Origin of the sequence: Mesorhizobium huakuii, assembly GCF_030160235.1 — a bacterium.
GTDB classification, from domain to species: domain Bacteria; phylum Pseudomonadota; class Alphaproteobacteria; order Rhizobiales; family Rhizobiaceae; genus Mesorhizobium; species Mesorhizobium huakuii.
In genome coordinates this window covers 88,766-101,505 of sequence record NZ_BSNY01000019.1, presented here as the reverse complement: position 1 = coordinate 101,505, position 12,740 = coordinate 88,766, and the positions used below count along the sequence as shown (strand labels likewise).

At 60.4% G+C, this 12,740-nt stretch carries 16 protein-coding genes; 10 read left to right on the top strand and 6 right to left on the bottom strand.

Annotated elements, in window-relative coordinates; all coding sequences use genetic code 11:
- Both QQK95_RS10175 and QQK95_RS10170 read left to right on the top strand, forming a co-directional pair.
- Positions 1-2,321: hypothetical protein (locus tag QQK95_RS10175; RefSeq protein ID WP_284271820.1), on the top strand; the 2,321-nt coding region annotated here is incomplete at its 5' end.
- The gene (locus QQK95_RS10170) at positions 2,321-2,449 is read left to right on the top strand and encodes a hypothetical protein (protein ID WP_284271819.1); all 129 of its coding nucleotides are present in this window, start codon (positions 2,321-2,323) and stop codon (positions 2,447-2,449) included. The genes QQK95_RS10175 and QQK95_RS10170, both read left to right, overlap by 1 nt.
- A 50-nt stretch (positions 2,450-2,499) precedes the next feature.
- Here the strand turns inward: QQK95_RS10170 and darG are convergent, their stop codons facing one another.
- Both darG and darT read right to left on the bottom strand, forming a co-directional pair.
- Positions 2,500-3,585: a type II toxin-antitoxin system antitoxin DNA ADP-ribosyl glycohydrolase DarG gene (darG, locus tag QQK95_RS10165; RefSeq protein ID WP_284271818.1), complete on the bottom strand. Its 1,086-nt coding sequence runs from the start codon at positions 3,583-3,585 to the stop codon at positions 2,500-2,502.
- A gap of 9 nt (positions 3,586-3,594) precedes the next feature.
- A complete protein-coding gene (gene darT, locus QQK95_RS10160) occupies positions 3,595-4,326 on the bottom strand; it encodes a type II toxin-antitoxin system toxin DNA ADP-ribosyl transferase DarT (protein WP_284271817.1) in 732 nt (243 codons plus the stop codon).
- Between the two features lie 260 nt (positions 4,327-4,586).
- On the opposite strand from darT, the gene QQK95_RS10155 reads away from it, so the two are divergent.
- Together QQK95_RS10155 and QQK95_RS10150 are read left to right on the top strand one after the other, a co-directional pair.
- Positions 4,587-6,605: a hypothetical protein gene (locus tag QQK95_RS10155; protein WP_284271816.1), complete on the top strand. Its 2,019-nt coding sequence runs from the start codon at positions 4,587-4,589 to the stop codon at positions 6,603-6,605.
- Between the two features lie 146 nt (positions 6,606-6,751).
- Positions 6,752-7,012 carry a hypothetical protein gene (locus tag QQK95_RS10150; protein WP_284271815.1) on the top strand — a complete coding sequence of 87 codons (261 nt, stop codon included), beginning with the start codon at positions 6,752-6,754 and terminating at the stop codon, positions 7,010-7,012.
- A 154-nt stretch (positions 7,013-7,166) separates the two neighbouring features.
- On the opposite strand, the gene QQK95_RS10145 is transcribed toward QQK95_RS10150, so the two are convergent.
- The 3 genes from QQK95_RS10145 to QQK95_RS10135 form a co-directional block, all read right to left on the bottom strand.
- Positions 7,167-7,331 carry a hypothetical protein gene (locus QQK95_RS10145; protein ID WP_284271814.1) on the bottom strand — a complete coding sequence of 55 codons (165 nt, stop codon included), beginning with the start codon at positions 7,329-7,331 and terminating at the stop codon, positions 7,167-7,169.
- A 375-nt stretch (positions 7,332-7,706) separates the two neighbouring features.
- The gene (locus QQK95_RS10140) at positions 7,707-8,021 is read right to left on the bottom strand and encodes a hypothetical protein (protein WP_284271813.1); all 315 of its coding nucleotides are present in this window, start codon (positions 8,019-8,021) and stop codon (positions 7,707-7,709) included.
- Between the two features lie 101 nt (positions 8,022-8,122).
- Positions 8,123-8,311, bottom strand: a complete 189-nt coding sequence (locus QQK95_RS10135) for a DUF768 domain-containing protein (protein ID WP_284271812.1) — start codon at positions 8,309-8,311, stop codon at positions 8,123-8,125.
- A 298-nt stretch (positions 8,312-8,609) separates the two neighbouring features.
- Here QQK95_RS10135 and QQK95_RS10130 point away from each other — a divergent pair, with 298 nt between their 5' ends.
- The gene (locus tag QQK95_RS10130; RefSeq protein WP_284271810.1) at positions 8,610-9,260 is read left to right on the top strand and encodes an outer membrane protein; all 651 of its coding nucleotides are present in this window, start codon (positions 8,610-8,612) and stop codon (positions 9,258-9,260) included.
- A gap of 54 nt (positions 9,261-9,314) precedes the next feature.
- On the opposite strand, the gene QQK95_RS10125 is transcribed toward QQK95_RS10130, so the two are convergent.
- A complete protein-coding gene (locus QQK95_RS10125) occupies positions 9,315-10,187 on the bottom strand; it encodes an ATP-dependent DNA ligase (protein ID WP_284271808.1) in 873 nt (290 codons plus the stop codon).
- 42 nt (positions 10,188-10,229) lie between these two features.
- Here QQK95_RS10125 and QQK95_RS10120 point away from each other — a divergent pair, with 42 nt between their 5' ends.
- The 5 genes from QQK95_RS10120 (at position 10,230) to QQK95_RS10100 (ending at position 12,598) form a co-directional block, all read left to right on the top strand.
- Complete coding sequence (locus tag QQK95_RS10120; protein ID WP_284271806.1) at positions 10,230-10,487, top strand: hypothetical protein; 258 nt, start codon at positions 10,230-10,232, stop codon at positions 10,485-10,487.
- Positions 10,488-10,718: 231 nt separating this feature from the next.
- On the top strand, positions 10,719-11,054 hold the full coding sequence (locus QQK95_RS10115; RefSeq protein ID WP_284271803.1) for a hypothetical protein: 336 nt from the start codon (positions 10,719-10,721) through the stop codon (positions 11,052-11,054).
- Entirely contained in the window at positions 11,051-11,353 is a 303-nt protein-coding gene (locus tag QQK95_RS10110; protein WP_284271800.1) for a hypothetical protein, read from the top strand. The genes QQK95_RS10115 and QQK95_RS10110 overlap by 4 nt, the downstream gene beginning before the upstream one ends.
- Positions 11,354-11,472: 119 nt before the next feature.
- Entirely contained in the window at positions 11,473-11,763 is a 291-nt protein-coding gene (locus tag QQK95_RS10105; protein WP_284271799.1) for a hypothetical protein, read from the top strand.
- A 172-nt stretch (positions 11,764-11,935) separates the two neighbouring features.
- Positions 11,936-12,598 (top strand): thermonuclease family protein, encoded by a 663-nt coding sequence (locus tag QQK95_RS10100; protein WP_284271797.1) that lies wholly within the window; start codon positions 11,936-11,938, stop codon positions 12,596-12,598.
- The last annotated feature ends 142 nt before the right edge of the window (positions 12,599-12,740 follow it).

The following is a 12,740-nucleotide window of genomic DNA, read 5'->3' as shown; positions in this document are numbered from 1 at the left end:
TTCAATGGCTTAACGGACAGTGTTCGCTATCCGTTCACGTCCAACTGTTCAAGTTGGGTATGACGCCTGGTTTCAAGGTCGTGCAGCCCTCAGCGGCGCCCGCCGAATCAACGCCAACAAAGCAAGGCCCCTGGACGAAATACGGCGCTCCGGCTCCGGCCGGTGCCGCAACACCGATCAGCGTCAAGGCCCCCGACGGTTCGACCGTTCAGTTTCCGGCGGGAACCTCGGACGACGTGATGACGAAAGCCATGCGCGAGACGTTTGGCGGCCAGGCGCCGATCTCGACCGCCAAGGACGTCGGCGAATCCATCGCTTCCGGCGTGCCGCGCGGCGTGGTCGAAAGCGCCATGTCGCCGATCACGCTGAACCGCGTGGCGGGCGACGCCGGCGGTTGGCTGTTCGACAAGGCCGAAGGTCCGGTGCGTTCCATGCTCGGTCTGGATCCGGCCACGCCCGGTCCCGAGCACGACCACTTCAAGGACGCGGTGATCAATCCGCTGACCGGCGCGGTGAATTACGCCCTGCGCACGATTTCCGGCAACGACAACGCCGACGTCCGAACCGGCGTTTACGACGCCCAGGACAAGACGCGAGACGTCATGGACGCCGTGCTGCACAAGCCGCAGACCACGCCCGGCAAATGGGCAGGAACGATTGGCGAATTCGCCGCTCCGGGCGGACTGCCGAGCAGGGCCGCTCGGGCGGCGCCCGGCCTCGCAAAAGTGGGCCGTTACGCCGAAGAAGCGCTTGGCAACGTCGTCGCTCCGGCAGTTGCGTCCGAAGCGGCTGGCCAAGCGACGGAGGGCACGCCCTACGAGGGCATGATGCGTTTTCTCGGCGCGCTGTTCGGCAACGTCGGCGCCGCGGCTACGCGCGCCCACAACGCGCCTGACGCGGTGATCCGACGCGCGACCAATGGCACGACCGACGCCGAATGGCAGGCCGCGCAGCGGCTCCAGGACAACGGTCACGGTATCGATCTCTCGAGCCCCGAGTCGCTAGCCCAGGCCCGTGGCGGTGCCAGCAAACTGCGTGACATCTTGCGCGTGGTCGAAGGGTCCACGACAGGCGGCAATATCACCGCGCCTTTCTTCGCCGCCCGTCCGGCCCAGGTCGACTCTGCTGTCGGGGGCGTGCTCGACCAGATCGCCCCGCAGCACCCGCAGCCGTCCACGCTCGGCCCCGCCGCGGCGGAAGCGGCAACGAACGTGCTCGACCAGACGCGTCAGGGCATCAACGCGCAGACGCGGCCACTCTACGACGCGACCGGCGCTGTCGGTCCGGCAGGGCCGGTGCGGCCACAGACGATTCCGCAAGCGGAGTTCGCGCCGATCGCGGCTGACCCGCGCTTCACCGCGGCGCTGGCGCGCCTTCGCGGGAACGCGGAACTGGCGCCCGACTATGCCGGGATGCCGGACAATTCGATCGCCGTCGTTGACGCGGTGACGAAGGACATGGCGGCGCGCGGCGAAGCCCTGTCTAATTCGGCCAATCCGCTTTACGGGCCAGAACTGGCCGGTCGCCAGCGTGCCGGCGCCGCGACCGCGCGGAACATTGCGACGCAGCAGTCGCCGGAATACGCCCAGGCGCTCGCCGAACAGGAGCATCTTCGGCGCACGCAACTGAACCCGCTTGAGCAAGGGCCGGTCGGTCGCGTCGCCGCGGCAAAGGACACTGCTGGCGCCGGCAACGCCATTCTTCCGCAGAACCCACTCGCCGGGTCCGCGCCGGAGGCTGCTGACGCCGTGCAGCGTCTTACCCGCCAAGATCCGGAAACGACGGCGGCGCTCGTGCGCCAGAACCTCGCTGACCGCTACGCTACGGCGCAGACTGAGACCCAAGGCGGTAGCCGCGAATCGGCGGGCGCCAAATTCCATCGTAGTGTCGCCGGAAACGACGCACGGCAGGAAGTGTTGGACGCGGTGTTGCGCAACCTACCCGGCGGGCGGGCCGCTACGTCGATGCCGGAATTGCTCCACGTCCTGCAGGCGACAATGCGGCGCGACGCACCAGGCAGCACCACGGCCGCCAATCAGTTGGTACATGGCGATCTAGGCGCCAGGTCGCCCCTGGGCACGCTGATCGATCTCACGAAGTCCCTCGGCACCAGCTTTATCACCCAAGCTGGTGATGCGGCGAAGCGTGCACAGTTGCGAGGCAATCTTGCGGACTTGGGCGATATCTTGACCGGGCCGGAAGCCGTCCAGCGGACGCGAGCCGCGGCCGATCGCCGGCCGGCTGTCAGCTACCCGGAGGCCGGGTTGCGGACGCTATTTGAGAGTGGACAGACGCTTCAGGATCCGCGAGGCGCACGCTGATGCTGCGCGTTTCGCGTTTCGATGCGCTTCAAGCGCCGACGGCTCCGGGCATCTTCTCGCGCGTCTCCGAACATCGAGAAGACGATGTTGGCAATGCCGACGCAAATCAGAACGCCGACGACGGTTAGCACAATGTCCATCTTCTTCCCCCTGGCAGCGAGTTCAGTGCCCGCCCTCCTTACATGCTAGCTGACGGAGGGTTTGCTGCCTTGTTGTCGGAAGACCTAACTTCCAACTCCAGCCACTTGTTTTTCACAAGGGCACGCATGGCGACTGCGATTTGATCGCGACTAAACTGCTTCTTACGTTCGCTCCAAGAATGAATCGCTCTCTCGACGTCGTCGAGCGTCCTAGCGCCTTCGTTCTTCACGACCCAATAAACCGTCGATAGCAATTCAAGCCCGTAGGGTGTTTCAAAGCCCACAACGAGTTCCGCCACCCGATCGAACCGGCGCCTCGTTTCGGCGTCATCTGCGAGGTAACGGTCAGCGTCTTCATAGGCTCCGGGAACCAGACGTATTTGCTTCGTTGGATCATCACCCCCGTCAGAATACCCCGATACGAGGGCTCCTTCGATGCTGTTGAACACGTGCTTCAGGTTTTGGGCGTAAGGCCCATAGTTGGCTTTTGCGTATTGAAGACGAAGGCCCTGACCAGCCTCCTGCATGAAAAACATCAATTTGTGAGCTTCCAGAAGCGTCACGAACGGATCCATCAAACCGTTCAGATAGCGTTGCAGAAGGACGACTAGGGCCGCACGGCCAGGGGTCATGTTGGGCGTTCGGCGATTGCGGGCTAAAGCGGCTGCGTCCGGCGCGCCTGAGGGTTCGTAGATAACAACCTCGGCGTCAACGGAATCCATGGCTTCCACGATGCGTGGACGCACATCAGCCCAATCCAACCCACCCAGGCCCGAGCCCAGTGGCGGAATGGCGATAGACTTGATACCTCGATCCTTTATGACTTTTACGAGCGCCTGAAGCCCCGCATCGATGTCTTCCATTCGGCTTTTGCCTTTCCAATGCCGTTTGGTCGGAAAGTTGATGATATAGCGAGGCGACAATTCGCCAGTTTCGACGACAAACATCTGCCCAGGACGGACCTCATTGCGAGCACACGCCGCGGCATAAATTTTGAAATTCGACGGAAACGCATTCTTAAACTGCAAAGCGATGCCCCGGCCCATGATGCCTACGCAGTTCACGGTGTTTACCAGCGCCTCGGCGTTGGCCTCCAAAATGTTGCCGGTGGTGGACTTTATCATCGCCATTCCTCAGTAGTACCAAGCCGGCATTTGTTGCACTGCGGGCTTGTGCGTGGCGTTCTTCACTGCGGCGGTCGCAGCGTGGAATGTTGCAAGCGTATTCACTCCGATACGTTCCACAAGATGCCACGGAAAGTGGTGATAGAACAGGAATTCCGCCTGTTTCGCCTCTTTTATTTCCGAAGCAGCCCATTGTCTGGCGGCTATGTGAGCCCAATTCAGGTTGCCCAAATCAGCCTTGGATCTCCAAAACTTAGTGTAGGCCGCACCGGCATTGGAACCAGCGATTGTCCAACTGTGTCCTCGCTCGTCCGCCCAGTCGATAACCTTTCCGAGGTCGGCTTCCAAATGAACAATTGGGTCTTGCCCGCCTCGATACGTCAGCTCGGGATTATTGGCACAGTGGATCACGTAGAGCATCACTGATCTCGGGCAATAATAGAATGGCGTGAAGTCGCTCACCCTGGCGTCGGAATAGCAAGACACGGGCAAGCTGAAGCGACGGTTCTTGATCGCATTCATACCTATCGTGGTGCCGCCGAGCGCAGATTTTTTTGCCATCTCTGCGTCGCAATAGATGCGACCCTCAGTGATGATGGAAGGCAGCTTGTCAACGTTGACGATGTGGTAGATTTTCTGATCAGCTGCGGGGAGGGGCATCGGTTCTGACAATTTGTTCGTGGCGTGACACTCTCGAATTCGCTCGATTTTAGTCCTATGCGAAGCGAGCCGTCCGATCAATCGTCGTTCGCCGCCTTCGACGCACTGCCTGTTCGGCACAAATAGGCACTCTGTTGCGGGCAGAATTGAGTTCGCTCCAGGCGGCACTTATGATATTCTGAGGGCCGCCGGAACCGCGCGAAACTCGGGCATTCGCATCACCCGCCTTGGTCAACCAAGGCTTCGATCAACCAGCTTCCAAATCGCTCTCATCATGTTGAGAAATTGTCGTCCCAAAGCGGACGGCACCGATCGGGAAGCCGTGTTGCGAGTGATGCCATATGTCCTCCCCGTCAAAGCCCGTTATCGATTTCAGCTATCAATACCTGCCTTACGGGTCGCAGCTTGACAACGACCTGGCCACGCTCGAGCGCGGAATAGGCGACGCGATCGACGCTCTCGCCGACGTGCGCCGCAGCGACGGCGCACTGCCGAACGGCAAGGTGACTACCGACAGCCTGTCGCCGGCCGTGCTGGCGCTGCTGCGCGGCGATGGCCCGACAGGCCCCGCGGGGCCGACAGGACCGGCCGGCGTCGGTGCGACAGGCCCAACGGGCTTGCCGGGCGCTACCGGGCTCACGGGCGCCACAGGGCCGACGGGTGTGACCGGACTGACCGGGGCAACCGGCCCGGTGGGTGCGACAGGCGTCATCGGCCCGACCGGTCCTGCCGGCGCAACTGGCGTTACTGGTTTGACCGGAGCAACCGGCGTAACGGGGCTGACCGGCCCGACCGGTCCGACCGGGCCGGCCGGCCCCGGCCCGACCACCGTATCGCGCACGACGCTCAAGGCGTTGGACACGGCATCGAATACGGTCGCGACGCTCTCGGAAGGGCTTCGGTGGGGTGTTTTCCATTGGCGAACCGGGGATTTTTCCGCCTTTGTGGCGGCCGATACCGCGGAAGCCATCTACATCAAGGCCAACGGCATCTTGTCATCGGTCGGTTGCTGGGTTCGCCAACGCACCAATCTTCGGGTTTACCCGGAGTGGGCCGGCGCGGCGCACGACGGCGCCACGGATGACCAGCCGGCTTTTCAGGCCGCCGCCAATCTTTGCGTTGCCTTCGGGTGGGATATCGGCCTGTCTTCCGGCGTCTACAAGCTGGCCAGCACGGTAGCGGTTTCCTCCGCGGCACACACTTTGGTAATCAGCCAACAGAACAAGACCGTCAACATCATCGGGGAGGGGTCGGGCAACACCCAAATCCTCCACTCGGGCTTCAGCGGTCCGGCTTTCGACTTCCAAGGCAAGATCGTATCGTCCGGCGTGACGGTTAAGCAGTGTTTCCAGGGCTTTGCCCTCACCACGGCTGTCGCCGGCCTGGGAACCGGCTTCAAGCTCGATAACATCGCCTACGCCACGTTTATCGATGTCGCTACGTTCTCCTTGCTGCTGCACATTTCAGCAACGGACGTGCTTACGACGTCCTTCCACGGGTGCATCAGTCTTTACGGCATCAATGGGTACAACTTCGCGTACAGCGATTTCTCTCGCCCGAATGCCATTTCGTTCCACGGGTGCTCGTTTGCGGGCCACAACGAAAATTGCCTCACGGTAACAGGCGGAACTGCGCTCACCTTCTACGGCGGGTCGGTAGAGAATTTCGGCGCGAGCGGCACAGGGCCATTCCGCGCTGCGATCGTCCTGACAAACCCCGGCGTTGAGGGCGGCATGGCTCTTGCCATGTACGGCACACACATCGAGGGTAACAACGGGTTTGCCGATATCCTGGTGAACCACTCGGGCGCTGACCCCCTCACCATCGTTCTGGACGGCTGCAATATCCAACGCGGCGGCGCGGTCAAGACCACTTACAATCTGCTTGTCCAGCAGAACACGGCCGGAACCGGCAAGGTCACTGTGGTCTCGCGCTCGTCGTTCCGGCACTTCTCAGGGTACACACCGACGTCCGGCGAACCCGCCATCCGGTTCGTCTCCGATCCCGCATGCGAATATGATGTGGACGTGTCGGGGTCGTATTTCGGGGATCCGCTCTACCAGTGGGTCGAAGGGTCAAAGGCGGCCAGCGCCCGCGCCAAGTTCGTCGGAGCGACTGGCGCGATTCTCTCGGCAAGTGCCGTTAAGAGCGTGGTGCGCAATAGCGCCGGACTTTACACGATCACGCTGCGAAACGCCCTCAAAGGCAGCAACCCTATCGTCACGGCAATGGGGTCAGGCGTGGTAGTCGTTCCCTATCTCGGCACAGTTACTCCCACGACGATTCAGGTTGGCTGCGTCAACTTGGCTGGCACGGCGACGGATCCGACACATTTTTCGGTTCGGATTGAGGACGCTTAGCCTCCTTGTCGTATAGCGCCCTTACCGCCTCGGCACGGCGGGCGTCTAGCCGTTTCTGAAACATGACTGAACCGTTGTACTCGCTCATCTCGGCCGCCTCATAGAATTGGTTCAATCACCAAGCACACATCATCGGAGTACAGTCAATGCGATTTCATGTCGTTTCCTTGGCCAACACCCACGTCACGGAGGCTTTTTCTGCCTGCGCGTTCACCAATAAAGTGAAATATTTCTGTCGAATGATAAAAGACCGCAGCAACAAGGTATTTCTCTACGCCGGCGAGCAGAACGAAGCGCCTTGCGGCCAACACATCGTCTGTATCCGCGAGGCCGAGCGGGCCGCCTATGTCGGCGACCGCCACTACACGAACGCACAGTGGGATCCGGCATTGGGGCGAAGAAGATGAGGAAGCCTAGTTCGGGTGCGTCTCCTTCCGCGATCACGCCATTATGCTCCCCTAATAAATCGGCCATCTGTGCGGCGCGGCGGACCTGTTTCCGCCTGGCCGGCGCCTTTTACCCCAACGCCCCCCGCCCAACGAGGCGTCGGCCACCTTTCAATTAGCGCTTCTTCGGCTTAGGTGTGATCTCCTCGATCCGCACCTTGTCGCCGATCTCCTTGGCCATATCGAGCGCCTTCTGCTTGTCCTTGGTGGTCAGCACGGTGCGCCAACGCGGTTTCTCGAATATGCTGACGACGTAGGTTGTAGCCGGCTTGTCGGTCATCGCTACCCCAGGGCCTAAAGACGGCGCGCCTTAACGCTTATTCAATTCATATATATTAGAATACGCTAATGCGATTCTCCATTCTGCTTTTTTGCTTGGGGACCTTCTTCTGTTGGGATTTCGCCGCCAACAATGGCGAATTCACCGCTAGGCTTGGCATGCGAGTTGCCAACCTGATGCAAAAGTCAGGCATTTGAGGTTTGGAAATCTCGCCCCTACCAAGGAGGCCGAACCTTTTGGGTCCAATAATAGAAACAGCCCGACGTGCGCCACCAAGGTCGGCGGAACCCAAGCGCACGTCAGGCCATTTGCGGGTGGGTGTAGCTAGGGGGTACTGGCCCGCAATGCCTAAGTTATAGGCATATTAGAAATTGCTCAACTAAGACTGAAGTCCCCCTGTGCTCCTCGATCGAAAGTCGGCTTCCAGTCGTGGTTGCGCTTCGCGTTTACGCCTTCGTAGTCAGGAATGCAGGTGAAAAACACCGGGCGCTGATCTCGGCCGTCGGCTTTGCAGTGCGAGCAGACGAACAGCCCGACAAGATCGTCATGCATTGAGCCGTGGCCTGGCCCGAGGCGGTCTATCAGCGCCTGGATGTCGAGTTTGGTCGATCTGCAGCACATGGGATGGCTGCAGTTGACGTGCACGCTTTCGCGCGCTGCTAGGGTATCGGCTAGGGTCTTGAGAGGCATGGCGATCTCCGTTGGAGTGTCGCCGCAACAGGAGGATTATATTCCCCGGCTCGGGCTCGGTGGCAAGGCTATTCGGTCAAGCCAGGGTCAAAATGCACAATTCAATCGAACAGTGTGCGGTAAAGGCTCTCAACCTCTTCATCGATTTCCTCACGCTTGATCCCGAGGGCTTTGGCGTCGGGAAACAGCTTGTGGGTTATCTCGGAAATAGAAACAGCGTCCGGTTTCGTGGTCTCGGGCACGTTGTTGGCAATCCACCGATGCAAGAAGTTGATTCCGCGCGTGCTCATGCCGCGATAAGCTGCGCACGCATATTAGGTTCCGTTTGAGGAACCCGGGCCGACGAAGCCGGCTCTTAGGATGACGATGTGGCGAGCATTTCGCGAAAATCCACTGAACGTTAAGCTGCTGCTGACAACCGCTGGTTCTCTAGCGCCTCTTCAAAACCGAACATGAGTCGTGAGCTGAGAGTGTTGCGCAACTGCAACGCGCAGTGCTTTTTGCCGGAGGTCACATGGCGCCCAGTAGGCGACCACTCCATAAGGGGGTACTAAGCTACTGATACGCATTTGATTGAAGGGGCTTGCTATGAAATCTATCCTACTTGCAACCGCCATATTGGCGGGACTAGCTGGCGCCGCCCACGCAGCCGACGTTCTGCAGGAGGCGCCCGTTGCTGCCTCGTTTGACTGGACCGGCGCTTATATCGGCGTGAACGCTGGCGGCGGTTTCGGCACGTTCAAACACACGGCCACCGGCAGCCCCGTGAGTATTGATGTCAGCGCGAGCGGCTTTCAGGGCGGTGTTCAGGCTGGCTACAATTGGCAGTCTGGCCAGGTGGTCTATGGTGTAGAGACCGACTTCCAGGCGGCCGACATCAAGGGTGATCTTTCGTTTCCTGTCACCCTCTTGGAGACCAAGGTCGATTGGTTCGGTACGCTGCGTGCGCGCATCGGCTATACGCCTGTTGACCGCTTCATGATTTATGGCACGGGCGGTCTCGCCTACGGCCATTTTGAAACTGCTATCAACAATGGGTCACTCAGCGGTTCGAAGACCAAGGCTGGCTGGACCCTCGGCGCTGGTGCCGAATACGCCATCAACACCAACTGGACGATCAAATCCGAGTATCTCTATACCGACCTGGGCAAGGCGGACGTTATTAACCTTGGGGGCAACACCCTCACGGACAAGATTGCCTTCCACACCGTTCGTGTCGGTCTGAACTACAAGTTCTAATCCATCGGCGGACCACGACAAAAAAGGCCCCGGCTCGTCCGGGGCTTTTCCTTTTTAGCCACCGCCATTGTCTTCCTCCCGGAAATCCTGCAGCGAAGCGTGCCGCAAATCCTCCTCGCCTCGCAAGTGCTTCACGCGGCCGATGATGCCGGGCTTGACCCATTGCGTCGCCGGTCGCTTCATCCCCTTCGGCGCCGGCCCGGCGTGCTCCTGGACGCGCTTCCAAAGCCGCTCTCTGATCGCCTGGCTGGAATTGATGAAGGCCGAGCCGACATATCGGCCTGTCGCTCGATCGGCCATAAGGGCGAAGGCAGGCTTGCCGGCTTCACGCTCGACGCCAATCAGTTCGTACTCGTCGACCGAGTAGGATTTCGCCTTCAACCAGTTCGTCGACGGGCCGCTGCGGTATTTGCTGTCGCGCCGCTTGGATACCATGCCCTCTAGGCCACTCTGTTCGAGCAGATGAAAGATCGCCTTGGCTTCGCCCGGCAGCGGCTCGCTGAACTGGATCCGGCCGCCAAGCGCGATCATACTGGCCAGGATCTCGCGCCGATCCTCGAGAGCCATGTCACGCAAATCATGGCCGTTGAGGTGCAGTAGGTCGAAGGCGACGAAATAGAGATCGTGCGGCCGACGGGTGATCGCCTTGCGCAACTCGCCGAAGTCGGACAGGCCGGGTTCGTTCAGCACAATTATCTCGCCATCGATGATGGCGCTTTCGGCGCCGAGGCTCTTCGCCTCCTGCACCAGGTCGCGATATTTCGACGTCCAGTCATGGCCATTGCGCGTGTAGATGCGCGTGCCGTCCTCGTCGATGATCATTTGCGAACGGTAGCCATCGAACTTCACCTCGTGAATCCAACCGTCCCCTTCGGGAGGCTCCTCGACAAGGGTCGGCATCAAAGGCGGAATGAACTTCAAACGCATGCACAGACTCGCAAAACCGCGATTCAATTAGCATGTGCTAAAATGGTTCCGGAACTTTTATTGAAAAGCGAGGTTCGATCGGTCATGACAAAGCTATCAGACCTTGGGCCACTCATTCCCGGCAAGCTGCACGGCGGCGACCTCATCCGCGAAGAGGGCCATTTCTACAACTGCCCGAACTGCGGCCAGAAGGTCGATCAGCGGGACCTACGCCAAGTCTTCTGGCATGAAGAGCCAGGGCACGAGCCGCTACAGCCCGAAACCGTAGCGACGATCCTCGAGTTTTCTCGAAAGAAGTAGCAGGCCGCCGCTGGCGACCACAGGCAAAAAGAGCCCGCCCGGAAATGGGGACCAGGGCGGGCCAAGAGGTGGCTAGGGATCAGCCCAGCTTAGGTCAACGGTCGACTGGAAGGTTGGTTGCTTACGGTGCTGCCTCGAGCGGTGCAGAAGCAAATCTGCCTCCTGGGTCTGCGGATTCGACAACAATGCGCAAACCGTGCATGATCTCCACCGGTGTCGGGGGATACCTTTATGCATTGGCGATCGTATTTTGCCGCTATTTCAGCGCTCCTTATCTCGGGGTGTGCTGCCGATTATTTGAATCACTACGACACGGTCACGCTGGCCGCTGGCGATTCATCCCACGCGAATATGCTTTTGCAAACCGTCGACCCGTTCAATCCGAACAGCAACAACACCCACATTGACGGTGACGGTGCGCGCAGCTTAGCCGTCGTCCAGCGCTACAAATCCGGCCCTGGCGGCGGTGGATACGCCGGCAATTGTCCAACCGACAGCAGTGTGGCTGCAGACGGTTCGCGGTGCGGCGGCCGTTCGGCAGAGAGCCGTCCAGGAGGCGCAATGTGAACGCCAGGACTGCAAGGGTTGTTACCATCGCGGTAACTGCGTTGATGACGTCGTCTCTGGCTTACGCTCAGTTCAGCCGCGCTCCCGACGGCGAGCCGTCCGAGGTCGCGCAACAGATCATTCAAGACAACTTTCCATCAGATGCCTGCCCACTGGTTGTTGACGCCCGGCGGCTTGGCGATGGCTCGATCACCGCGACGTGCAACAACGACGAGACGTTTAGGGTGTTCTCCATGAACGGAACCGGCGTCGCGATGAGATGCGCCGCAGCACGGGAATTGGGAATTTCAGGATGCTAGCGCCCCGTCGAGGGATGAAGGTAAAGGGGCCTTTGGCGCTAAATGCCGTTGCTGCGCTAATTTCGCTCAGTGCAGTTATCTTTGCGACAGGCTGGCCTGCCGGAGCCGATGACAACCCCATGCCAAAACTATTCGCAATGGCGGATCAACTTTGTTTGCATCGATATCAAACCACCGAAAGTGACGCTTACACGAAATGCCGGGGTGACCAGTCAGTCGCCATAGCTCGCCTGGTTCAAGGCTTATTCGCTCTGTCCGATCAACCAGCCTTTGAAGCACTCTACAAGCAGTGTTTGACGAAGGGGCCGGACATGGCTGTTGGCTTGCCTGACTTCGACGACGCGCTGAATTGCATCGTGGCCCAAGTGCCAGAGGCCCGCAAGATCTTCTTCAGTGACGAGCAACAGTGAGCCGATGGACCAGGCCCGCCACGACAACCGATCGGACCAATGGCGCAAGCGCACTGGCGCAAGGCGCTCGCGAGCTCGACGTTGGGCGAGCGTGCCCCTGCGCCTGATCCTGGTGACAGTAGCTGCGGCTGGCGCTCTGGCTGCGCAGACGGTCGTTCAGCACAGCGCTAGCTTGCCAGAGCTCAATACGTCGAATTGGTTCGGCCCGAAGCATGCGCCGATTGCCGGCGTCGCCTCAGTCATCGACGGCGACACGATCGAGATCCATGGGCAGCGCATCCGCTTCAACGGCATCGACGCTCCCGAGTCCGCGCAGCAGTGCGACGACGCCAAGGGCTTTCGATACCAGTGCGGTGCGAAGGCCGCGGCAGCACTCGACGGGTTCCTGGCCGCCTCGAGGCCGGTCACATGCGTCTTTGTCGACTGGGATCGCTATGGCCGCTTTGTCGGCGACTGCCGGCGGGCCGATGGCACCAGCGTCGCCGCATGGATGGTCGAGCACGGCCAGGCGCTCGACTGGCCGAAGTACAGCCACGGCGCCTATGCGGCTCAGCAGGCGAAGGCCGAGGCGGCGAAGGTCGGTCTGTGGGTCGGTGCGTTTCAAGCGCCCTGGGAGTGGCGGGCAGAGCATGCGGGCGGCACGGCACCGTCGAGCCAGCCACTCGGCATCGTCAGCCGGCGGCTGGTCGCTCAGAGCGGCTATTCGTGCGAGCCGCGGCGGACGTGCAAACAGCTCGGCTCATGTGAGGAAGCTAACTGGTATCTGCAGAACTGCCCTTGGGGCGGGAAACTCGACCGAGATAAGGACGGTATTCCATGCGAGAGCCTATGCTGAAATATGTCCTGGTGCTTTGTTTAGGCTCGACGCAATGCCTCGCCGGCACGCCTAAAGGCGAGTGTCCGAACCTTTGGAAGATGTACGGGCTGTTTATGCGGGCATCGCTGATCTGCAACTTTCCGGAATCTAACGCGATCAG